Below are 20,749 nucleotides of genomic sequence, written 5' to 3'. Positions count from 1 at the left end.
CGCCCGCTCACTGGCTCCGCCGCCTCTGCGAGCGGGCCGCCAGATAGTCGGTGAAGCGGGCCATCGGAATGGTGAGCAGGATGAACAGCAGCGCCGCCACCAGGTAGGGGGTGTAGTTGAAGTTGCCGGCGACGTGGATCTGCGCCTGCCTCAGTGCCTCCAGCGGGCCGATCGTGGCGACGAGCGCGGTGTCCTTCTGCAGCGAGACGAAGTCGTTGAGCAGCGGCGGCACCACCCGGCGCACGGCCTGTGGCACCACCACGTGGCGCATGGTCTGGCCGTGGCTCAGGCCGAGAGACCGGGCGGCGGCTCGCTGGCTGGGATGCACCGACTCGATACCCGCCCGGAAGACCTCCGCCACGTACGCTCCGTACGAGAGCGTGAGCGCGATGATGCCCAGCGTCGCAAGATCCGTCGGTGTGCCCTGCAGGCCGAGCGCGGGCAGCCCGAAGCCGACGAGGTAGATGATGAGGATCGTGGGCACGCCGCGGAAGACGTCGGTGTAGACCACCGCCAGGGCGCGCAGCGGGAAGAAGACCGGCGCCGTGAGGTTGCGGGCCAGCGCGACCAGCAGGCCCACAAGGAGGATCAGCGGCTCGGCGATCAGGAAGATCTTGATGTTGAGTAGGAACCCGCTCAACACGTCCGGCAGCGCCTTGGCGAACTGCTCGGGGTCGAAGAACGTGTCTCGCACCCGGGGCCAGCCCGGGGAGGCGGTGAAGAGCCAGAGCAGCAGGACGATCACGATGATCGTCGAGACCGTCGCGACGGAGCCCGAACGGAGAGACGACTTCCTACGGAGCCGCTCCCGCTCGAGTTGCCGCTCGCTCTTCGTCCAGCCGGCGGGGAGTCCCAGGCTCTCGTCGTTCCTCATCGAGCGTCGCGGCGCGAACCGTACGCGCTCCGTGCCCGCGGCGGGACCGAGGACATGGGCTCCGGGATCACTTCAGCTCCGGCGCGCCCGCGGCGGAACCGAGCCACTCGGTTTCGATCTTCGCCAGCTCGCCGGAGGCGGTCAGCTTGTCGATCGCCTCGTTGACGCAGCTCACCAGCGGGCTGCCCTTCTCGAACACCGCGCCGAAGACCTCGGGAACGCCGGAGGCGGTGCCGAACTGGCCGACGATCTTGGAGTTCTCGACCTGGGCGGCGGTCACGTAGAACGCGGTGGGCAGGTCCACCACCACGGCGTCGACCTGCTTGTTCTTCAGCGCGTTGACGGCGTCGATCTGCTCGTTGTAGACGTTGAGCTCGGCCGAGGGCTGGATGACGTCCTTGACCGCCTGCAGCGAGGTGGTGCCGACCTGCACGCCGATCTTGGCGTCCTTCAGGTCCGCCAGGCCCGTGGCGGCGGCGACCTTCGAGCCGTCCAGCGCGACCACCGCCTGCTTGACCGTGTAGTAGCCCTTGCTGAAGTCGACGACCTTGGCCCGGTCGGGGGTCACGGACACCTGGTTGACGTCGAAGTCGAACTGCTTGGCGCCCGGCGCGAACGCGGAGTCGAACTTCACGGTGGCCCAGGTGACATCGCCTTCGGCGAAGCCCATCTGGCCCGCGACGGCGTAGGCGACAGCGCTCTCGAAGCCCTTGCCGTTGGACGGGTCGTCGCCGTTGAACCACGGCTCGTAGGCGGGCTTGTCCGTACCGATGGTCAGCTTGCCGGGGGTCTTCAGCGCGAGGCCGTCCTTGGCGCAGGCGCCTGCGGCGGCTCCGGAGGCGCTCGGGGCCGCAGAGCTCGTCTGGGTCGTCGTTTCCGAGGCCGGCGCACAGGCCACCGCGGTCGCCGCGAGGGCACCGAGCGCGAGCAGCATCGAAGGACGGACCATGACAAGACCTCCAGGGGAAGCAACGATTTCCGAATTGTACGTATCAGCGATGACCTGGAGTAACACGGTCTCGGCATGTGAGCCTCTTCTCGCGAACGAAGAGCTTTCCACACCCCCGCCGATATCCCGACGGGCGGTCAGGCCGCGGAGAAGCAACACAACGGCTGCGAAAGAACAAGGGCTCCTCCCCGCGAACGGGGAGGAGCCCTTGTCTCACTGGGCCTCTCAGACCGCGACGACCTCGACATCGAGGGACGCGGAGACCTCCGGGTGCAGCTTGACGCTGACCCGGTGGGAGCCGAGGCTCTTGATCGCGGAGGCGATCTCGATGCGACGGCGGTCGAGCACGGGGCCACCGGCGGCCTTGACGGCCTCGGCGACGTCACCCGTGGTGATGGAGCCGAAGAGGCGACCGGACTCGCCGGCCTTCGTCTTCAGAACCACCTTCAGTGCCCGCAGCCGGCCGGCGACTTCCTTGGCGGTGCCGAGGTCGCGGATCTCGCGGGCGTCGCGAGCCTTCTTGATCGAGGAGATCTGCTTCTCGCCGCCGCGCGTCCAGAGGATCGCGAAGCTGCGGGGAAGCAGGTAGTTGCGGCCGTAGCCGTCCTTGACCTCGACGATGTCGCCGGGGGCACCGAGGCCGGTGACCTCACTGGTGAGAATGAGCTTCATCTGTCCGGACCTCCTTAGCGCGCGGTGCTCATGTACGGCAGGAGCGCCATCTCACGAGCGTTCTTGATAGCGGTCGCCACGTCACGCTGGTGCTGGGTGCAGTTGCCAGTCACCCGGCGGGCACGGATCTTGCCGCGGTCGGAGATGAACTTCCGAAGCAGCGCCGTGTCCTTGTAGTCGACGTAGGAGATCTTGTCGTGGCAGAACAGGCAAACCTTCTTCTTGGGCTTGCGCAGTGCCGGCTTGGCCATCGTGGTGCTCCTTTCAGAGCCCCGCCGTCAGGCGGGAATGGTCGCTGCGGATATGGACTGGGACTGCGGGAGGACCGTCGTCCCTAGAAAGGCGGTTCGTCGCTGAAGTCGCCGCCGCCGAAGCCGCCGCCCCCCTGCTGCTGCTGCTGGCCGCCGCCCCCGTAGTTGTTGCCGCCGCCGCCGAAGCCACCGCCACCTTGCGGTGCGGCGGGCGCCGCGGAGGCCCACGGGTCGTTGGCCGGGCCACCGCCGAAGCCACCGCCACCGCCCTGACGGGCGGTCTTGTTGACCTTGGCGGTCGCGTTCCTCAGGGAGGGGCCGACCTCGTCGACCTCAACCTCGTAGACCGTGCGCTTCTCGCCTTCCTTGGTCTCGTAAGACCTCTGGCGCAGCCGTCCCTGAACTATGACCCGCATGCCACGCTGGAGGCTCTCGGCGGCGTTCTCCGCCGCCTGCCGCCACACGTTGCAGGTCAGGAACAGGCCTTCGCCGTCCTTCCACTCGTTGGTCGTCTTGTCGAGGAACCTCGGAGTGGATGCGATGCGGAACCGGGCCACCGCTTGCCCCGTGGGGGTGAAGCGCAGCTCCGGATCGTCGACGAGGTTGCCGACGATGGTGATCGTGGTGTCGCCTGCTGCCATGGCTAGCGCTGCCCTTCCTGCGGCCTTCGCTGGTTATCGGCTCAGAGTACGGCTGCCGTCCGACAAAATGCCGGGAGTTAGTGCACGTCCGGGCGGAGAACCTTGGTGCGCAGGATTCCCTCGTTGAGGTTCATCTGCCGGTCGAGCTCCTTGACCGTGGCGGGCTCGGCGCTCAGGTCGATGACGGCGTAGATGCCCTCGGGCTTCTTCGCGATGTCGTAGGACAGCCTGCGGCGACCCCACACGTCGACCTTCTCCACGGTGCCGCCGTCGTTGCGGACGACCGTGAGGAACTGGTCGAGGGAAGGGGCGACCGTACGCTCATCGAGCGAGGGGTCAAGAATGACCATCATTTCGTAACGGCGCATGCTGACTTCCAACCTCCTCTGGACTATTGCGGTCACGACACCGTGCCGTGACAGGAGGACGCTGACGTGCTTCACCTCGGGCGCCCATTTCGGCGCTCGGGGTGGAGGGTGGGCGATAACACACCCATTCGACGTAGCCGTGCCAGCGTACCAGTCCGTCAAGGGTTGGGCCGTCGCCTCGCCGGGCACGTCCTGTCGCAGGAGAAAGAGGAGGCGGTGAAAATGCCTCGTGCTCATGGACATGCCCGGAACAGGCCCTTGCGGTTCACGCTGAACACCGACGGACGTCGTCACAAGGTCGAGAACGTGCTGAGCGTCGTCACGATCGGCTGCGGGCTGCTCGCCTTCGCCACCGGGCTGATCCCCTCCGCGCATGTCGTCGCGTCGTGGGCGGGGGTGCTGGGATTCTGCGGGGGCCTCTACTCGCAGTACGTCTCCGCGACGACGCCGGAGCGCGCGCTGAACATCGTGGGCATCGTGGCCTCGTTCGTCGGTGTGGCCTTCGGCATCTATCACGGAGGCTTCCTCCCGTGAGGCCCCGAATCAGGCGAGGGCCGCCCCGGCACCGGGACGGCTAACCATTCAGGCGCAGGTCCACGCCGAGCAGGACGAGGAACCACAGGAAGACCGCCAGCAGAGCTTCGGCGACGTCCTTCAGGAGCGCGGGAGTGATGTAGTCGTACACCCAGGCGACGTAGAGGCCGACCAGAATGTAGATGAGGCCGATGAGACTGATCCCTCTGCGGTAGTAGGCCACGTGGACTCCTTGTGTTCGGCCCGTGGGGGTGGGTGGTAGGGCGCGACCTGCGACTGCCCAGGGCCTCGCCGTTGAAACGGCTAGGCTCGGATACATGCCGCTTATCGGAGCTCATGTCGACCAGGACGACCCGCTGGCGCACGCCAGGGCGCGCGGCGCCGAGGTCGTGCAGTTCTTCCTCGGTGACCCGCAGGGCTGGAAGGGGCCGGTCATCGGTGAGAAGACCTTGGAGATCAAGGATTCGGACGTGCAGGTCTACGTCCACGCCCCCTATGTGATCAACGTGGCGACCGCCAACAACCGGGTCCGCATCCCCAGCCGCAAGCTGCTCGGCTCGCATCTCGCCGCGGCGGCCGAGCTCGGCGCCAGGGGGCTGATCGTCCACGGCGGGCACGTGGGGGCCGGAGACGACCCGCAGAAGGGCTTCGACAACTGGCGCAAGGTGTTCGAGCGCCTGGAGGAGCACCGGATCCCCGTGCTCATCGAGAACACCGCGGGCGGCGGCAACGCGATGGCGCGCAAGCTTGAGCGCATCGCCCGGCTCTGGGACGTGCTCGACGGCTTCGATGTGGGCTTCTGCCTCGACACCTGCCACGCCCACGCGGGCGGCGAGGATCTGGTGGACGTGGTCGAGCGGGTCATGGCGATCACCGGCAGGATCGACCTGATCCACTGCAACGACTCTCGCGACGCCTTCGACTCCGGCGCCGACCGGCACGCGAGCCTCGGAGCGGGCCAGATCGACCCCGAGCTCATCCTGAGCGTGTGCCGGAGCGCGAACGCGCCGATCGTGGTGGAGACACCCTTTGACGGCCAGGCCGCCGACATCGCCTTTCTCAGGTCGAAGCTCTAGCGCGAAACCTTGGACGGGAGAGTCCGTCCACAGCCTGTGGATAACTTGGTGGGATTACTTTTCCTCGGAAATGGGTAAGGAGCTGCTCCCGACGCTCAGCCCACCCAGGCGCCGTCGGCGAAGATCAGCGCGTTGAGGACCATCAGCGGGCCCACCACCAGGGCATAGACGACGATGATCCACTGCCGCCACGGTGCCTGCCCGCCGCTCGCTTTCGCGATCAGGATGAAGAGCGGCCACCACAGCAGCGCCGAGCGCGGAACCGACAGGTAGTAGGCGGAGCAGAGCAGGGCACCCACCTGGAGCCCCACGTAGACGAACTCGCTCCACCTCCGCAGGTAGAGCAGGACCAGTACGAGCACGACCCCGACGATCGCCCCCGCGATCTCAAGCCGGAACGCCCAGGCGAACCGCCCCTCGCCCATTGCCGAGTTCCAGGTCGTGATCAGCGACTCCCAGGGCCACACCATGTGCCGGCCCCAGCCGGCCTCCTGTGCGCTCTTCCAGGCCAGCCAGTCGCCGGTGCGGGAGTGCTGGTAGGCGGAGTAGAGCACCAGCGGCACGAACGGGAGCGCCAGCCAGCCGGCCTGCCGCACGAGCTGCCGTACGGGCCGCCGCCGGGCGAAGAACTCCACGATCAGCGCGAGGGCGAGGAACAGGCCGGTGATGCGCACACAGGAGGCGCCCGCCGCCAGGGCCGCGGCGAGCGGCCAGCGTCCCCTGCGCGCCGCGAGCCAGGCGGGGACGGCGAATGCCAGGAAGAGCGACTCGCTGTAGCCCGCGAACAGGAACACCGCCATCGGCCAGAGCAGCAGCGCCAGCACCGCGCGCCGGCCGGTCCCCGGCGGCCCCTCGAACTCGGCCAGCCTGGCGAGCGCCATCATCGCGACGGCGCCGGCCACGAAGGAGATCAGCAGCCCGGCGACCGTCCAGTCGCCGACCACGAGGTGCACCGCGCGGAGCGCCAGGGGCATCCCGGGGAAGAAGGCGGGCAGCCCCTCGTCAGGCTCGCTGCCGGGGGCACCACCGTAACCGTGCTCGGCGATGGTGGCCAGGAGGCCGGCGTCCCAGTGCTTCCAGCGCTCCAGGAACGGCGGCGGAACCGCGTCCCCCTCCATCATCGCCTGGGTGCCGACGACGACCAGTGCGACGATTCCCAGCCTGGAGGCCAGCCAGAGCAGCAGCCCTTCCTTCGCGGTGTCGCGCGGGGGCTCGACAGGATTGATCACAAATTGGGATTGTCGCGGATCATCTCGACCGGCCGCCAGACTCACGCCGTTTCCCGGCGCTAGGAGAGCGCGAGCCGGAAACGGTCGGGTGCGCCGTCGAAGACGCCGCCCGCCCGGTCGTCGGTCCCGTCCTGGCGAAGCACGTCCTTGTCGGGGACGAGGATGTCCCTCACCACGAACGCCATCATGATCAGAATGGTGATCGCGCGGGCCCACACCGCGGTGAAGTAGGTGTCGCCGGCGATGCCCAGCGCCTCGTTGCCCGGCTGGATACCGACCAGATAGAGCCAGATCGCGAAGAAGTACCAGCACTCGGCGAGCTGCCAGAGCGCGATCGGCTTCCAGTTCGGCCTGGCCAGCACCGCGAAGGGGATCAGCCAGAGCACGTACTGCGGCGACCACACCTTGTTGGTCAGCATGAACGCGGCCAGGGTGAGGAAGCAGAGCTGCATCAGGCGCGGGCGGGTCCTGGCCGTCACGGTGAGCACGGCGATCGCCAGGCAGAACCCGGCGAGGGAGACGACGCCCAGCCTGTCGACGAGTTCGGCGTCACCGAGGATCGGCCATTGCTTCTGGTTGAAGAAGTACCAGAGCGAGCCCCAGTCGGCCCCCCGCTCCTGGCTGAAGACGTAGAACCTCTTCCAGCCGTCGAAGGCGAACACCATGATCGGCACGTTGACGACGAGCCAGGATCCCGCGACGCCGCCGAGCATCTTGAGGAACGGCACCCAGCTGCCGGTACGCAGTGTCAGCAGGAACAGCGGGCCGAGGAACATCAGCGGGTAGAACTTGGTGGCGATCGCCAGGCCGAGCAGAATACCCGCGAGCAGGTGTTTCCGCTTCGACCAGGCCAGCAGCGCACCCAGCGCGAGGGCGCCCGCCGCCAGGTCCCAGTTGATGTACGCGGTGAGGATCAGCCCGGGGGCCAAGGCGTACCAGAGCGCGTCCCAGCGCCTGACCGGACCGGCCAGCGCGGCCATCAGCAGCACGCCGACGACCAGGCAGAGCGCCATGAGGATGACCGTGAGGTCGTAGAACGCCGTCCCCTGGTCGGTCAGGGGTGCGACGATCCGGCGGAAGAACTCCATGATCCCGCCGATACCGACGGGGTACTCGACCGGGTAGTCGAAGTAGGGGATCTTGCCCTCGTTGAGCTTCTCGTTCCACCACAGAGGATAGATGTCGGTGTAACAGAAGTTCGTGAACTGCAGGGTCCCGTCGTTCCACGCCCCGTCGACGCGGCACGGCCACTTCCAGAACCAGGCCAGGATCGCCCCCAGCCCCGCGAACAGGGCCAGGGGCACATACGGGATGGCCCGGGTGCCGAACTCGGGTAGCGAGCGCCGCGACGACAGGAGGTTCTTCATCAGGGGCGTCGTCCGTTCGCGGTGGGTGTCGGCATGATCGCCGCGCCGGGGGCACCGGGCGCCCCGACCACGCCGGGGGCACCGTTCTCGGTGATCTCACCGTTCGGCGGACCGTCGACCGAGCCGTCGTCACCGACGTCGCAGGAACCGTCCCAGGGCAGGCACTCACGGCCGTCGGGGTTGTCCGGCTCGCCGCCACCGTCGTCGGGCCAGCCACCGTCGCCGCCGTCGTCGTCGGGGAACGGGTTGTCCTCCATCGTCGGCGTCGCGGTGGGCGTCGGCTTGGGCGTGGCCAGGTTGCTCTGCGAGCCGACGTTGGCCCTCGGCGGGAACTGCACGACCTCGTCCTTGGCGGTCACGGCCTGCATGTAGTCGTGCCAGATCTGGGTCGGGGTGCCACCGCCGCCGATGAAGGAGGGCATGGACTCCTCGTCCCAGTGCACGACCTTGATCTTCCGGTTCGGCAGGCCGTACTTGTCGACCTTGAGCTTGCGCCTTCCCTCGGCGTCACGCGGCTTGTTGTAGGGCACGTCCTTGGACATGCCCACCGCGGTGACGATCTGCGGGGTGAACCCGACGAACCAGGCGTCCTTGTAGCCGTTGTTCGTGCCGGTCTTGCCGGCCACCGGCCGTGAGCCGATGTTGGCGGCACCGCCGGTGCCGCCCTTGACCACGGCCTGGAGCGCGACCGTCGCGTCGGCCGCAGACTCGGGGCTGATGACATTCCGCACCGCGGCCTGCTCCGCGAGCACCGGGGAGCCGTCGATCTTGGTCACCTTGGTGACAGTGTGCCAGTCGACGTGCTTGCCCTCGTTGGCGAAGATCGAGTAACCGGCGGCCTGCTCGACCGCGGTGACCGAGGCGCTGCCGATGGTGACCTGGTACTTCTGCTCGTCGACCGCGTAGTCGACCGCGTTCTTGCCTTTGTAGGAGGGGTTGTACTTGGCGGTCTCGCCGACCCCCGCCTCCTTGGCGATCCTCGCCACCTCGGAGAGTGTGACGGCCTCACCCATCTGCACGAAGACCGTGTTGACCGAGCTGGCCATGGCCTTGATCATATTGATCACCCCGAACGCGGTGTTCCCCGAGTTGCTGATCGGAGTGGTGCCGGGCATCTTGATCGTGGCCATGCCGTCGACGTAGCTGTCGAGCGACCTGCCGCTCTCCAGCCAGGCCGCGAGCACATAGGGCTTGAACGCCGAGGCCGCCTGCTTGGTGGAGTCGAAGGCGCGGTTGTTGAAGTCGTTGACGAAGTCGTCGCCGCTGTAGAAGGCGAGCACCCGGCCGTTCTTCGGATCCACCGAGGCGACACTGGCGTGAATGGTCGACTCCAGGCCGGCGGTGCGGGCCTTCACCGCCTTCTGCGCCTCCTCCATCATCTTCTTGTCGAAGGTGGTGTAGACCTTGAAGCCCTCGGTCTCCAGCTTCTCCTGGGTGATGCCCCGCCCCTTGAGCTCCCGGAAGACGATGTTGAGCATGTAGCCCTTGATCCCCTTGAAGGTCTGCGAGACCTTGACCTTGGCGAACTTCAGGTCCTCGAAGGAGCTTCCCGCGTACTTGCCGTACGCGGTGGGGTCGATCTCCGCCATGTTCCCGAGCGCGGCGGTGAAGCGCTCCTTGGTCGCGGCGTATTTGCCGGCCTTCTCCTGGATGTCGAAGGCGTCGGGGTTCTGGATCCGACCGGCCAGGTAGGCGCCCTCCTGCGGGGTCAGCTGGCCGACGTTCTTGTTGAAGAACGCCTTCGAGGCGGCCTGGATGCCGTACGCGCTGCGGCCGAAGTAGATGAGGTTGAGGTAGCGCTCAAGGATCTCGTCCTTCTCCAGCGTCTTGCTGATCTTGACGGCGACGAAGATTTCCTTGATCTTGCGCTGTACCGAGACCTCCTGGCTGAGGCCGTCGTAGTAGTTGCGGGCCATCTGCTGGGTGATGGTCGAGGCGCCCTGGAGCTGGGCACCGCTGACCGTGCTCCATACCGAGCGGGCCATGCCGGCGAAGTCGATGCCGCTGTCGGTGCGGAAGCTCTTGTTCTCCAGGGCGATCACCGCGTCCTGGACGTGCTTGGGAATCTGGCTGATCTTCACCGGGGTGCGCTTGACGCCGAGCCGCGCGATCGGGGTCTTCTTGTCCCGGTAGTAGACCACGCTGCCCTGGTCGTTCACGTCGGCCTGCGCGGTCTCGGGAATGGGCGTGTTGGCGTAGGCCACCGCGATCATGCCGAAGACACCGGCGCTGAGGACCACGAAGCTGGCCATCACGATCTTCCAGTTGGGCAGGAAGCGCGTCCACCGCCTGGTCTCGGGCTCGTCCTCGCCATCACCGGGACCGCGTCCACCGGGCCCACCGGGGCCTCCGGGCCCGCCCGGGCCCGGGGGGACCTCCTTGCCTCCGGGACCGCCCGCGCCGCGCCCGGCGCGGCGCCTGCGCGCGCCGCCCTCACCGGATCTCGAACCGGCTCCCGCCTGGGCGGCGAGCATCGCCTGGGTGTCCTCGAACGCGGCCTCGGCCCGGCGGCCTGTCGGGTCGGTGTCACGGCGACGGAGCTCGCCGCCCCTGTGTTCGGGCTCTCGCGGAGGCATCCCGTCGGGCGGCCCGGGGGCGCGCCGAGGCGCTCCTGCCTGCGGGCCGGGCTCGCGCGCGGGCATCTCGCCCGGAGCGCCCGCGCCGCGCCGGGGTTGGGCCCCCGGGTGCTGGGGCGCGCCACCGGCGTAGGGCATCCCACCGGACATCCCACCAGGCATCCCACCGGGCTGGGGCATCATCGTGGTCCGGTTGTCGGCCCCCGTGCCCTGCGGCTGCCGACCCTGCTGTTGATCCCAGCCCGCGCCGCCGGTTTGGGAGTTTTGTGAAGGGGGAACTGCACGGGGAGCGGCTCCTGGGCCTGAGCGACGGCGCCGCCCCTGACGAGCCGACCCGTCGGCGCCCTCCTGGCGCCCGTTCGGCTCCGGGTCATTGCTGTGGCTGTAACTCACGCGTCCTCGTTCGGTCATCGGGGTCTACGACGGCGTGCAGGCGGGCGAGACTACCTCCTGATCGCCGGAGATCTCGCCGTCTTGGCTCACTGGTAGCCGGCCCATTCGGGTGGATCTCCGTTCCCGAGGACAAACGAGATCGTCAGCTGGTTTCGACAACAACCTTGGCAGACCTCTCCCACGTTGACGTGGGATTCCCCGTATTGAAAAGCGGTCCACGCCGTGCGGGGGTCGTGCCCCACCTCCGCCTGTTGTGACCACATAGGCGTCAGACTACGGCTTTTTGTTGTTTGCTCCCAACCTCTTGGGAAAGTCGCCGATTGCAGGGTTATGTTGAATGGACGTATCCTGTGGATGTATCGGTTCGATACATCGACGCGAGAGGTGGTGGTTTCCGGTGGCCGGCGGACGTGGCGGGGTGCTGGAGCTGGCCGTGCTCGGGTCGTTGCACGAGACCCCGCTCCACGGCTACGAGCTGCGCAAACGGCTCAACGCCCTGCTCGGCATGTTCCGGGCTTTCTCCTACGGCTCGCTCTATCCGTGCCTCCGCCAGTTGCTCACCGACGGACTGATCATCGAAGACGGCGACGCCGCCGCGGCCAACGCCGACAGCCCCATCGCGCTCCCCGGCCGCCGCTCGAAGATCGTCTACAGGCTGACCGCAGAGGGCAAGGAGCGCCTGCACGAGTTGCTCACCCAGGCCGGCCCTTCGGCCTGGGAGGACGAGAGTTTCGGTGTGCACTTCGCCTTCTTCAGGCACACCGAGGCGGAGGTGCGCCTGCGCATCCTTGAGGGCCGGCGCAGCCGGCTTGAGGAACGCCTGGACGGCGTGCGCACGGCACTGGCCCGCACGCGCGAGCGCCTGGACAGCTACACCCTTGAGCTCCAGCGTCACGGCCTGGAGTCGGTCGAACGCGAAGTGCGCTGGTTGAATGAGCTGATCGCCACCGAACGGCGAGCGTCGCCGCCGGACGAGGAGCAGCGACCTGCGCGGGAGGAGACGTCCCGGGCGCCCGAGCCCGGGACGGGCACGACGGGGCGGCCTGCCACCCCGGAAGACAACTGACCACAAAGAACAAAGGGGAGCGAGTGCCATGGGTTCGGTGCGCGTAGCCATTGTCGGTGTAGGCAACTGCGCCACGTCGCTCGTACAGGGCGTGCACTACTACCGGGACGCCGACCCCGGTGCCCGGGTGCCGGGCCTGATGCACGTCAAGTTCGGCGACTACCACGTCGGCGACGTCGAGTTCGTCGCGGCGTTCGACGTCGACGCCAAGAAGGTCGGCCGCGACCTGTCCGAGGCGATCGTGGCCTCGGAGAACAACACGATCAAGATCTGCGACGTGCCGCCGCTGGGCGTCACGGTGCAGCGCGGCCCCACCTTCGACGGTCTGGGCGAGTACTACCGGGAGATGGTCGAGGAGTCGGACGAGGCACCGGTCGACGTCGTCCAGATCCTCAAGGACAGCAGGGTCGACGTGCTCGTCTCCTACCTGCCGGTGGGCTCGGAGGAGGCCGACCGCTTCTACGCCCAGTGCGCCCTCGACGCGAAGGTCGCGTTCGTCAACGCGCTGCCGGTGTTCATCGCCTCCGACCCCACCTGGGCCCAGAAGTTCGTCGACGCCGGGGTCCCGATCGTCGGTGACGACATCAAGTCACAGGTCGGGGCGACGATCACGCACCGCGTGATGGCCAAGCTGTTCGAGGACCGCGGCGTCGAGCTGCTCCGCACGTACCAGCTGAACTTCGGCGGCAACATGGACTTCATGAACATGCTGGAGCGCAAGCGCCTGCAGTCCAAGAAGATCTCCAAGACCCAGTCGGTCACCTCGCAGATCCCGCACGAGATGCAGAAGGCAGACGTGCACATCGGTCCTTCCGACCACGTGCCGTGGCTTGACGACCGCAAGTGGGCGTACGTGCGCCTGGAGGGCAGGTCCTTCGGCGACACCCCCCTCAACCTGGAGTACAAACTCGAGGTCTGGGACTCCCCCAACTCCGCCGGCATCATCATCGACGCGGTCCGCGCCGCCAAGATCGCCCTTGACCGGGGTATCTCGGGGCCGATCCTGTCGGCCTCCTCGTACTTCATGAAGTCCCCGCCGGAGCAGTACTCCGACGACGAGGCGCGCGACTACGTGGAGAGGTTCATCCGCGGCGAGGTCGAGCGCTGACCGATCGGCCCGCATACGGCGAGAGCCCCCGACCCGGGTGACGGGTCGGGGGCTCTCGCCGTATGAGGATCGCCGGCGGGTCTGCGTGGGGCTCCTGAGTCAGCGGGCGGCGGATGGGAGATCGGCGGGGTCGGCGGTCCGCCAGGCGAGCGGGTCCACGCCGAGTTCGATCAGCTGGGGGACCTGCTCACGGCACCACGGGGAGATCGCCAGGCGGTCGCTGAGCACTCCGTCGGTGAACTCCTTCCATGGCATCCAGCGCACGTCCTCGACCTCGTCGGGGTTGGGGGCGACCTCGGAGGCGGCGATCACCCGATAGACCGGGCACAACTCCCGCTCGACGATGCCGTCGTCCATGACCGCGCGGTAGGAGAAACGTGGCAGAAGCAGGTCGACCTGGCCGGCCGCGAGACCCAGCTCGTGGGAGAGCCTGCGGGTCACCGCCTCGGCGAGCGGCTCGCCCGGCAGGGGGTGGCCGCAACAGCTGTTGGTCCACACCCCCGGCCAAGTGATCTTGTGTAGTGCGCGTCGGGACAGGAGCACCTGCCCCTGCTCATCGAACACGTAACTGGAGAAGGCCAGGTGGAGGGGAGTGTCGAGACCGTGCACCGTGGCCTTGGCCGCCGTGCCGATCGCGTTTCCCTCGGTGTCGACGAGCACAACGTGTTCATCAGGTGTCACTCGACCGAGGGTACGTGATCATGTTGGTTCACCGCGCCCCACTCGACGATACGTAGGTAAAGGTCGGTAATGCCCACCTGTACATTCAGGGATGTTCCCGATGCCCGCCGGGGGTGGTCCCACATAGGGTGAGCGGGTGTCTTTCATATCCGACCTACGCGTGGTCCTGGAAGGTCGAGACTTCCGGAGGCTGTACGGGACTCGTCTCGTCTCGCAGTTCTCCGACGGGATCTTCCAGTTCGCCGTGGCCGGATTCGCGTTCTTCAGCCCGGAGAAGAGCACGAGCGCGGTGGAGATCGCCGCCGGCCTGGCCGTGCTGCTGCTGCCGTACTCGATCCTGGGCCCCTTCGCCGGGGTGTTCATCGACCGCTGGTCACGGCGGCAGATCCTGGTCATCGCGCCGCTGGTCCGCGGGCTGCTGCTGCTCGCGACCGCGGCGCTCGTCGCCGCGGACGCCCCTGACGCGATCTTCTACGCCGCCGCACTCGGCGTGCTCGGGGTGAACCGGTTCTTCCTGGCCGCTCTGGGGGCCTCGCTGCCGCACGTCGTACCGGCCGACCGGCTGATGGTGGCCAACGCGGTCACCCCGACCTCGGGAACCGTGCTCACCTTCGTGGGCGTGGGCGCCGGCTACCTCCTCCGGGCGATCTTCGGCTCCGACCACCGGGGCACAGCGGTGCTGCTGGTCGTCTCCGGCCTCATCTTCGGGCTCAGCGCGCTCATCGCCAGGACCATGGACAGACGGCTGCTCGGCCCCGCCTACGACCCCGACCGGCCACAGGCCCGCAAGGCGGTGCGCCACGTGCTGAGCGGCCTGATCGACGGCGCGCGGCACCTCGTCCGCCACCGGGCCGCCGCCGCGGCGATGGGCGCGATGACCACCCACCGTTTCGTGTACGGCATGTGCACGGCGATGCTCGTGATGCTGTCGCGCTACTACTTCGCCGAGAACGCCGAGGACGCGCTGAACGCGGTCTCCGTCGTGGTCGCCACCTCCGGGCTCGGCTACTTCCTGGCCATCCTGGTCACGCCCTGGGCCACCGAGCGCTTCGGCATCGAGCGGTGGGTCCCGGCCATGCTGGTCACCGCCGGAGTGCTGACGTTCGCACTCTGCGCGCCGTTCCAGCAGTGGGGGTTCGCGGCCGCGGGCCTCGTGCTCGGCATCGCCGGGCAGAGCATCAAGATCTGCGCCGACACCGCGGTCCAGCGGGACGTCGAGGACGCCTACCTGGGCCGGGCCTTCTCCATCTACGACATGCTCTTCAACGGCGGCTACGTGCTGGCCGCCGCCCTGGCGGCGGCGCTGCTCCCGCCGAACGGCAGATCGACGCTCGTGCTGGTGGTCATCGCCGCCGGATATCTCGCGGGCGCGGTGGCATACCGGGTCGTCACGCCTGCCCGAGTGATCGAGCCGCTGCCGTCATCGCCGTCGTGACCGTCTCCAGGTCGTCGTCGCCGATCGCGTAGGGCGGCATCGCGTAGAGCAGGCGGCCGAACGGGCGGAGCCAGACGCCGTGCCGCATGACGACGTCCTGGACGACGGGGACGTCGACGGGCTCGCGGGTCTCGATCACCCCGATCGCGCCGAGGACCCGCACCTCCCGCACACCCGGCGCCTCCGCGGCACCCGCCAGGCCCGTGAGAAGACCGGCCTCGATCCGGCGGACCTCCTCGCGCCACGGGCGTTCCTCCAGGAGCTCCAGGGAGGCGTTCGCGACCGCCGCGGCCAGCGGGTTGCCCATGAAGGTCGGCCCGTGCATCAGCACCCCGACCCCCCGGGCCACCCGCTCGGTGCACAGCGTCGCGGCCAGCGACAGGTAACCGCCGGTCAACGCCTTGCCCAGGCACATGATGTCGGGCCTGATCCCGGCGTGGTCGCAGCCGAACAGCTCTCCGGTCCTGCCGAATCCGGTGGCGATCTCGTCGGCGATCAGCAGGACGCCGTGCTCGTCGGCCAGCTCACGGAGCAGGCGCAGGTAGGCCGGGTGGTAGAAGTGCATGCCGCCCGCCCCCTGGACCACCGGCTCCACGATGATCGCGGCCAGCTCGTGGGCATGCCTGGCGATAAGGTCCGCCAGCCGGGCCGCGTAGACCTCGTCGTACTCGCGCGGCGGCCGGTCGGCGAACACGTGCTCGGGCAGCACGCCGGAGAACAGGTGGTGCATGCCGTTGACCGGGTCGCAGACCGACATCGCCCCGAAGGTGTCGCCGTGGTAGCCGCCCCTGACCGTGAGCAGCCGCCCCCTGCCGGTGAGCTGGAACGCCATCTTGATCGCGACCTCGACGGCGACCGACCCCGAGTCGGCGAGGAACACCTTCGGCAGACCGGTCATGGCGGCGAGCCTGCGGGCCAGCCGCACGGCGGGCTCGTGGGTGAGCCCGCCGAACATGACGTGCGCCATGTCATCCAGCTGCTCTCTCAGCGCCCGGTTGAGCCCGGGGTGGTTGTAGCCGTGGATGGCCGCCCACCACGACGACATGCCATCGATGAGCTCGCGCCCGTCGGCGAGCGTCAGCCGCACCCCGTCCGCGCGGGAGACCACGTGCGGCGCCACCGGCTGGGGCAAGGCCGCGTAGGGGTGCCACACGTGCTCGCGGTCGAGTGCGGCGACGCGGCCGTGCGGGATCACGCCATCCGGGCCGGTGGACGCGGCCCGGTCAGGGGTCCCGCTCAGGGGTTCACCCCGGCGTCCGGCACGTTGGCCCGCGCCCACTCGCGGAGGGCGTCCGCGGCGGCCTCCTTGCCGAGCACCCCCTGGTCCAGGCGCATCTCCAGTAGGAATTTGTAGGCGCGGCCCACGACCGGTCCCGGTGGGACGCCGAGGATCTGCTGGATCTCGTTGCCGTCGAGCTCGGGGCGGATCTTGCCGAGCTCCTCCTCCTCGGCCAGCCGGGCGATGCGCTCCTCCAGCTGGTCGTAGGTCCGCGACAGGACCTGGGCCTTGCGCCGGTTGCGGGTGGTGCAGTCGGCGCGGGTCAGCTTGTGCAGGCGCTCAAGCAGGTGCCCGGCGTCGCGGACGTAGCGGCGCACGGCCGAGTCGGTCCACTCGCCCGTGCCGTACCCGTGAAAGCGCAGATGCAGCTCCACCAGGCGGGAGACGTCGGCCACCACGTCCTTGGGGAACTTCAGCTCCGTCATCCGCTTCCTGGCGAGCTGTGCGCCGACCACCTCGTGGTGGTGGAAGGAGACCCGGCCGCCGGACTCGTGGCGGCGGGTCTTCGGCTTGCCCACGTCGTGCAGCAGCGCGGCCCAGCGCAGGACCCGGTCGGGGCCGCTCTCCTCAAGGTCGATCGCCTGCTCCAGCACGATCAGCGAGTGCTCGTAGACGTCCTTGTGCCGATGGTGCTCGTCGATCTCCAGGCGAAGTCTGGGCACCTCGGGCAGCACGTGGCCGGCGAGCCCCGACTCGACGAGGATCCTCAGCCCCTCGCGGGGGTGATCGCCGCCGACGAGCTTGTCCAGCTCGTCGCGGATGCGCTCGGCGGAGACGATGTCGATCCGGTCGGCCATCGCGCCCATCGCGGCGAGCGCCGCCTCGTCGACGGCGAAACCGAGCTGGCTGGCGAACCTGGCGGCGCGCAGCATCCGCAGCGGGTCGTCGCCGAAGGAGCGCTCGGGGGGGCCGGGAGTGCGCAGCAGCCTGGCGTGCAGGTCGTCGAGGCCGCCGTGCGGGTCGACGAACTCGCGGGACGGCAGGCGCAGCGCCATCGCGTTGATCGCGAAGTCACGCCGGGCCAGGTCGCCCTCCAGCGTTTCACCGTAGGCGACGTCGGGCTTGCGCGACTTGGGATCGTACGACTCGCTGCGGTAGGTGGTGATCTCCAGCAGCCACCCGTCCCTGCGGACGCCGACGGTGCCGAAGTCGATGCCGATCGTCCAGATGGAGTCGGCCCAGTCGCGGACGAGCTCCAGGACCGTCTCGGGCCTCGCGTCCGTGGTCAGATCGAGGTCGTTGCCGATCCTGCCCAGGAAGACATCGCGTACGGAGCCGCCGACGAGGGCGATCTGGTAACCCTTGGCGGCGAACAGCTCACCAAGCTCGTCCGCCACAGGAGCGATCTTCCGGAACAGCTCGCTCATGCCGTGGCGCTGGCTCTGGGTCAGATTTGAAAGGGACAAGCCGGGTAGGTCCTTCGGTTACGGAACATGTTCCCCTGCGGGAATACACCTGAAGCGATCACCAGGTTACGGTCAGTCAGGAGAACCTCGGGGGCCGTGCGTCGAGGCAAGGAGCACACACATGAAGGATGCGCTCGCGATCCACCGCCGGCTCCTCGCACACCAGGTCCATCATGAGATCGTACGCCTTCCGCGCGCGATGACATGCTCGGACGAACTGCCCGAGATGCTTTCCGCGAGCCCCGAGATCTGCGTGGCGGTCACGATCTACGAGGTCACGACGCGAATGGCCCGCGAGCCCGTGGCGATCGTCACCTCCGTCGGTTCCCCTCCGCGCCCCGGCCTGATCGGCGGCATCCTGGGCGCGCGGCGGGTCCGGCCGGCCTCGGCCTTCACCGTCAACTCCGCCACCGACTACGCCTCGGGCCTGGTCTGCCCGCTGCTGCTGCCCGCCACGCTGACCGTGCTGGTGGACGAGCGGCTCACCGGCATCGCCACACCCGTATACGTTCCCACCGGGGAGCGTCACACGGCACTCCTGATCCGTGCCGACCACCTGCTCACACTGGTCTCGGGCAGGATCGTCGATCTGACCCGCCAGGGTTCCCAGCGGGAAGCCGCGACCTTTCCCCTCGCCGGTTAGGCCATAACATTGCGGGCGTGCGCCGTACTCGACCCCTGGCCGGCACGTGATCCGCAAGGTCACGCTGCTCGCCCTGCTAGCCACCACGCTGCTCCTGCCCGCGGCCGTGGTCGTTTCCGGTACGGCGAACGCGCAGACGACCGCGCAGACGACCGCGGCGAGCCGGCTGAGTCTCCAGATCGTGATGGAGGCCATCGGCCCCGACGCCCCCCGTGAACCGACCACCGAGATCAAGATCTCCGGATCGCTGGTCAACTCGGGCACCGAGGCCATGAGCGGGCTGCGCATCCGGATGCAGTTCTCGCCGCAGCCGTTCGCCCAGCGTGGCGAGATGGACGCCTACCTGGCCGGGCAGATCCCCCAGCTGAGTTCATGGTGCTGCGAGAGTTTCGTCCAGGCGCCGATCGCGCCGGCGGGAAAGCTCCCGTGGCAGTTCGCCTTCACTCCGGGGGGTCTGAAGTTCTCCCGCTTCGGCGTCTACCCGATCATGATCGAGGTGCGCGACGCCTACGGGCAGCAGGTCGCCACCCTGCGGACCCTGGTGACCTACATGCCCCAGGAGACCGGGGTGGTCCGCACCCGGCTCGCCACGGTGCTGCCCATCGTCGACCAGCCGCGCCGGAGCGGTGACGGCGTCTTCGCGGACGAGGCGCTGCCCGCGGCCATGGCCCCCGGCAAGCGCCTCGGCGACCTGCTCAAGATCGCCCAGGACACCTCCTCGGCCAAGGGCCTCACCTGGGTGGTCGATCCCGCGCTGCTCGACGACGCGCGGGCCATGGGCAGGCCGCACGCGGTCAGATCCAAGAACCGCACCCAGCAGCGTCCCGCGACCCCCGCGACCGCCCAGTGGCTGAGCGACTTCCGCGAGGCCGTGGCGGACCACCCCGTGGTGGCCACCCCCTACGGCGACCCCGACGTGGCGGCCCTCGCCCACAACGGCGTCGACAACGCCGCCGCGACCGGCATCAACGCGGCCAGGATCGTCGGCAAGGAGACCCTCGGCCGCGATGTGATCACCAATGTGAACTGGCCGCTGGGCGGTCTGATCGACTACGACGGGCTGGACCTGCTGGCCACCGGCGGCGTCGACACCGTGTTGCTGAACGTGCTGAACCTGCCGCCGGTGACGCCCCCGGTCACCACCCCCGACGCCTCGGCGGCCCTGGAGAGCGTGAACGGCCCGGTCACCGCCCTGGTCGCCGACGCGAGACTGAGCGAGACCGTTGGCGCGGACACCTCCGCCCCCGGCTCGGCGCTGATGAACCGCCAGCGGTTCATCGCGGAGACGGCGATGATCAGCTCGGAGCCCGTCACCGCGGCCAGGACCGTGATCGCCCTCCCACACCGCCGCTGGGACCCCGACCCCGGGTACGTGACCAACCTGATCGAGACGGCCGCCACCCTGCCCTGGTTGCTGCCCGTCGGGCTCGACGCGGTCAAGCACGGCAAGGGTGCCCCGACACCGCGGGCCGACCTGACCTACACCGACCAGAACCGGCGGATGGAGCTCAGCAAGCAGTACCTGACGGGCGTCAAGAAGGTCGGCGCCCGCGCCGACCTGACCGCCGCGATCACCACCGCCCAGGATCTCGACGTCTTCGACCTGGCGCTGCTCCGCCTGACCTCTTCGGCCTGGCGCGGCAGGACCGCCGCCGCGGCGCCGTACGTCCAGCAGGTCGCGGAGGCGATCGACAGCCGGATCGCCATGGTCTCCATCACCGGCAGCGAGCAGTCGCGCCTGCGCACCCTGGCCGGTAGCAACGGCGACGTGCCGATCAGCGTGCGCAACGAGCTGAGCGGCGAGGCCAGCCGGGTCGCGGTCCGCCTCAAGGTCACCTCCGACCAGCCCAAACTACTGAAGATCGAACCGTACGTGGACCAGCTGATGATCCTCGGCGGCCAGAACCAGACCATCCGGATCCCGATGACCTCGACCGCCAGTGGTCAGACCACCGTGACGGTCCAGCTCACCACCGAAGACGGCCGCAAGTACGGCAAGCCGGTCGAGCTGACCGTGCGGACCACCGGATACACCGGGGTCGCCCTGGTGATCGTGGGGGCGGCCCTCGTGGTGATGCTGGCCGCCGTCGTCATGCGCGTGCTGCGCCGGCGGGGAGGCCGCCGCCCCGCGGCCGCTCCCCCGCCGAAGCGCGATCGCGAGCCGGCCGGCACCGAGTCCTGACACCCAGCGGAGGAATGGC

20 protein-coding genes are annotated in these 20,749 nt (G+C 68.7%); 7 read left to right on the top strand and 13 right to left on the bottom strand.

What is annotated here, in order from left to right:
* Positions 1-7: 7 nt before the first annotated feature.
* The 6 genes from OIE13_RS30930 to rpsF form a co-directional block, all read right to left on the bottom strand.
* Positions 8-874, bottom strand: a complete 867-nt coding sequence (locus OIE13_RS30930; protein ID WP_326646194.1) for an amino acid ABC transporter permease — start codon at positions 872-874, stop codon at positions 8-10.
* Positions 875-941: 67 nt separating this feature from the next.
* Complete coding sequence (locus OIE13_RS30925) at positions 942-1,823, bottom strand: ABC transporter substrate-binding protein (protein WP_326646195.1); 882 nt, start codon at positions 1,821-1,823, stop codon at positions 942-944.
* A 225-nt stretch (positions 1,824-2,048) separates the two neighbouring features.
* Entirely contained in the window at positions 2,049-2,495 is a 447-nt protein-coding gene (rplI, locus tag OIE13_RS30920; RefSeq protein ID WP_326646196.1) for a 50S ribosomal protein L9, read from the bottom strand.
* Positions 2,496-2,509: 14 nt separating this feature from the next.
* Complete coding sequence (rpsR, locus tag OIE13_RS30915; RefSeq protein ID WP_012895699.1) at positions 2,510-2,746, bottom strand: 30S ribosomal protein S18; 237 nt, start codon at positions 2,744-2,746, stop codon at positions 2,510-2,512.
* A gap of 83 nt (positions 2,747-2,829) precedes the next feature.
* Complete coding sequence (locus tag OIE13_RS30910; protein WP_326646197.1) at positions 2,830-3,387, bottom strand: single-stranded DNA-binding protein; 558 nt, start codon at positions 3,385-3,387, stop codon at positions 2,830-2,832.
* 77 nt (positions 3,388-3,464) lie between these two features.
* Complete coding sequence (rpsF, locus tag OIE13_RS30905; protein WP_326646198.1) at positions 3,465-3,755, bottom strand: 30S ribosomal protein S6; 291 nt, start codon at positions 3,753-3,755, stop codon at positions 3,465-3,467.
* 258 nt (positions 3,756-4,013) lie between these two features.
* On the opposite strand from rpsF, the gene OIE13_RS30900 reads away from it, so the two are divergent.
* A complete protein-coding gene (locus tag OIE13_RS30900; protein ID WP_326646199.1) occupies positions 4,014-4,289 on the top strand; it encodes a hypothetical protein in 276 nt (91 codons plus the stop codon).
* A 40-nt stretch (positions 4,290-4,329) separates the two neighbouring features.
* Here the strand turns inward: OIE13_RS30900 and OIE13_RS30895 are convergent, their stop codons facing one another.
* The gene (locus OIE13_RS30895) at positions 4,330-4,512 is read right to left on the bottom strand and encodes a hypothetical protein (RefSeq protein WP_030919717.1); all 183 of its coding nucleotides are present in this window, start codon (positions 4,510-4,512) and stop codon (positions 4,330-4,332) included.
* 94 nt (positions 4,513-4,606) lie between these two features.
* On the opposite strand from OIE13_RS30895, the gene OIE13_RS30890 reads away from it, so the two are divergent.
* Entirely contained in the window at positions 4,607-5,365 is a 759-nt protein-coding gene (locus tag OIE13_RS30890; protein ID WP_326646200.1) for a deoxyribonuclease IV, read from the top strand.
* Positions 5,366-5,460: 95 nt separating this feature from the next.
* Here the strand turns inward: OIE13_RS30890 and OIE13_RS30885 are convergent, their stop codons facing one another.
* Genes OIE13_RS30885 through OIE13_RS30875 form a run of 3 tightly spaced genes read right to left on the bottom strand, consistent with a single transcriptional unit; the run spans position 5,461 to position 10,687 of the window.
* Positions 5,461-6,594 (bottom strand): hypothetical protein, encoded by a 1,134-nt coding sequence (locus OIE13_RS30885; protein WP_326646201.1) that lies wholly within the window; start codon positions 6,592-6,594, stop codon positions 5,461-5,463.
* A gap of 59 nt (positions 6,595-6,653) precedes the next feature.
* Positions 6,654-7,961, bottom strand: coding sequence for a glycosyltransferase family 87 protein (locus tag OIE13_RS30880; RefSeq protein WP_326646202.1), 1,308 nt, complete (start codon positions 7,959-7,961; stop codon positions 6,654-6,656).
* Entirely contained in the window at positions 7,961-10,687 is a 2,727-nt protein-coding gene (locus tag OIE13_RS30875; protein ID WP_326829083.1) for a transglycosylase domain-containing protein, read from the bottom strand. Before OIE13_RS30875 ends, OIE13_RS30880 begins: the two co-directional genes overlap by 1 nt.
* Positions 10,688-11,327: 640 nt before the next feature.
* Between OIE13_RS30875 and OIE13_RS30870 the strand changes: the two genes are divergently transcribed.
* Positions 11,328-11,996 carry a PadR family transcriptional regulator gene (locus tag OIE13_RS30870; RefSeq protein WP_326646204.1) on the top strand — a complete coding sequence of 223 codons (669 nt, stop codon included), beginning with the start codon at positions 11,328-11,330 and terminating at the stop codon, positions 11,994-11,996.
* Between the two features lie 28 nt (positions 11,997-12,024).
* Positions 12,025-13,104, top strand: coding sequence for an inositol-3-phosphate synthase (locus tag OIE13_RS30865; RefSeq protein ID WP_326646205.1), 1,080 nt, complete (start codon positions 12,025-12,027; stop codon positions 13,102-13,104).
* Between the two features lie 99 nt (positions 13,105-13,203).
* Here OIE13_RS30865 and idi read toward each other — a convergent pair whose 3' ends face one another.
* Complete coding sequence (idi, locus tag OIE13_RS30860) at positions 13,204-13,785, bottom strand: isopentenyl-diphosphate Delta-isomerase (protein ID WP_326646206.1); 582 nt, start codon at positions 13,783-13,785, stop codon at positions 13,204-13,206.
* Positions 13,786-13,921: 136 nt separating this feature from the next.
* Here idi and OIE13_RS30855 point away from each other — a divergent pair, with 136 nt between their 5' ends.
* On the top strand, positions 13,922-15,220 hold the full coding sequence (locus OIE13_RS30855) for an MFS transporter (protein ID WP_326829082.1): 1,299 nt from the start codon (positions 13,922-13,924) through the stop codon (positions 15,218-15,220).
* Here the strand turns inward: OIE13_RS30855 and OIE13_RS30850 are convergent.
* Positions 15,174-16,415 carry an adenosylmethionine--8-amino-7-oxononanoate transaminase gene (locus tag OIE13_RS30850; protein WP_326646208.1) on the bottom strand — a complete coding sequence of 414 codons (1,242 nt, stop codon included), beginning with the start codon at positions 16,413-16,415 and terminating at the stop codon, positions 15,174-15,176. The genes OIE13_RS30855 and OIE13_RS30850 overlap by 47 nt on opposite strands.
* A 41-nt stretch (positions 16,416-16,456) precedes the next feature.
* The gene (locus OIE13_RS30845) at positions 16,457-17,866 is read right to left on the bottom strand and encodes a CCA tRNA nucleotidyltransferase (protein ID WP_326646209.1); all 1,410 of its coding nucleotides are present in this window, start codon (positions 17,864-17,866) and stop codon (positions 16,457-16,459) included.
* Positions 17,867-18,026: 160 nt separating this feature from the next.
* Between OIE13_RS30845 and OIE13_RS30840 the strand changes: the two genes are divergently transcribed.
* Positions 18,027-18,548, top strand: a complete 522-nt coding sequence (locus OIE13_RS30840) for an aminoacyl-tRNA deacylase (protein ID WP_326646210.1) — start codon at positions 18,027-18,029, stop codon at positions 18,546-18,548.
* Positions 18,549-18,594: 46 nt separating this feature from the next.
* Positions 18,595-20,730, top strand: a complete 2,136-nt coding sequence (locus OIE13_RS30835) for a DUF6049 family protein (RefSeq protein ID WP_326646211.1) — start codon at positions 18,595-18,597, stop codon at positions 20,728-20,730.
* Positions 20,731-20,749: the final 19 nt, after the last annotated feature.

Origin of the sequence: Streptosporangium sp. NBC_01810 (genome assembly GCF_035917355.1) — a bacterium.
In the GTDB taxonomy this organism is placed as follows: Bacteria; Actinomycetota; Actinomycetes; order Streptosporangiales; family Streptosporangiaceae; genus Streptosporangium.
This window is presented reverse-complemented; position numbering and strand designations above follow the sequence as displayed.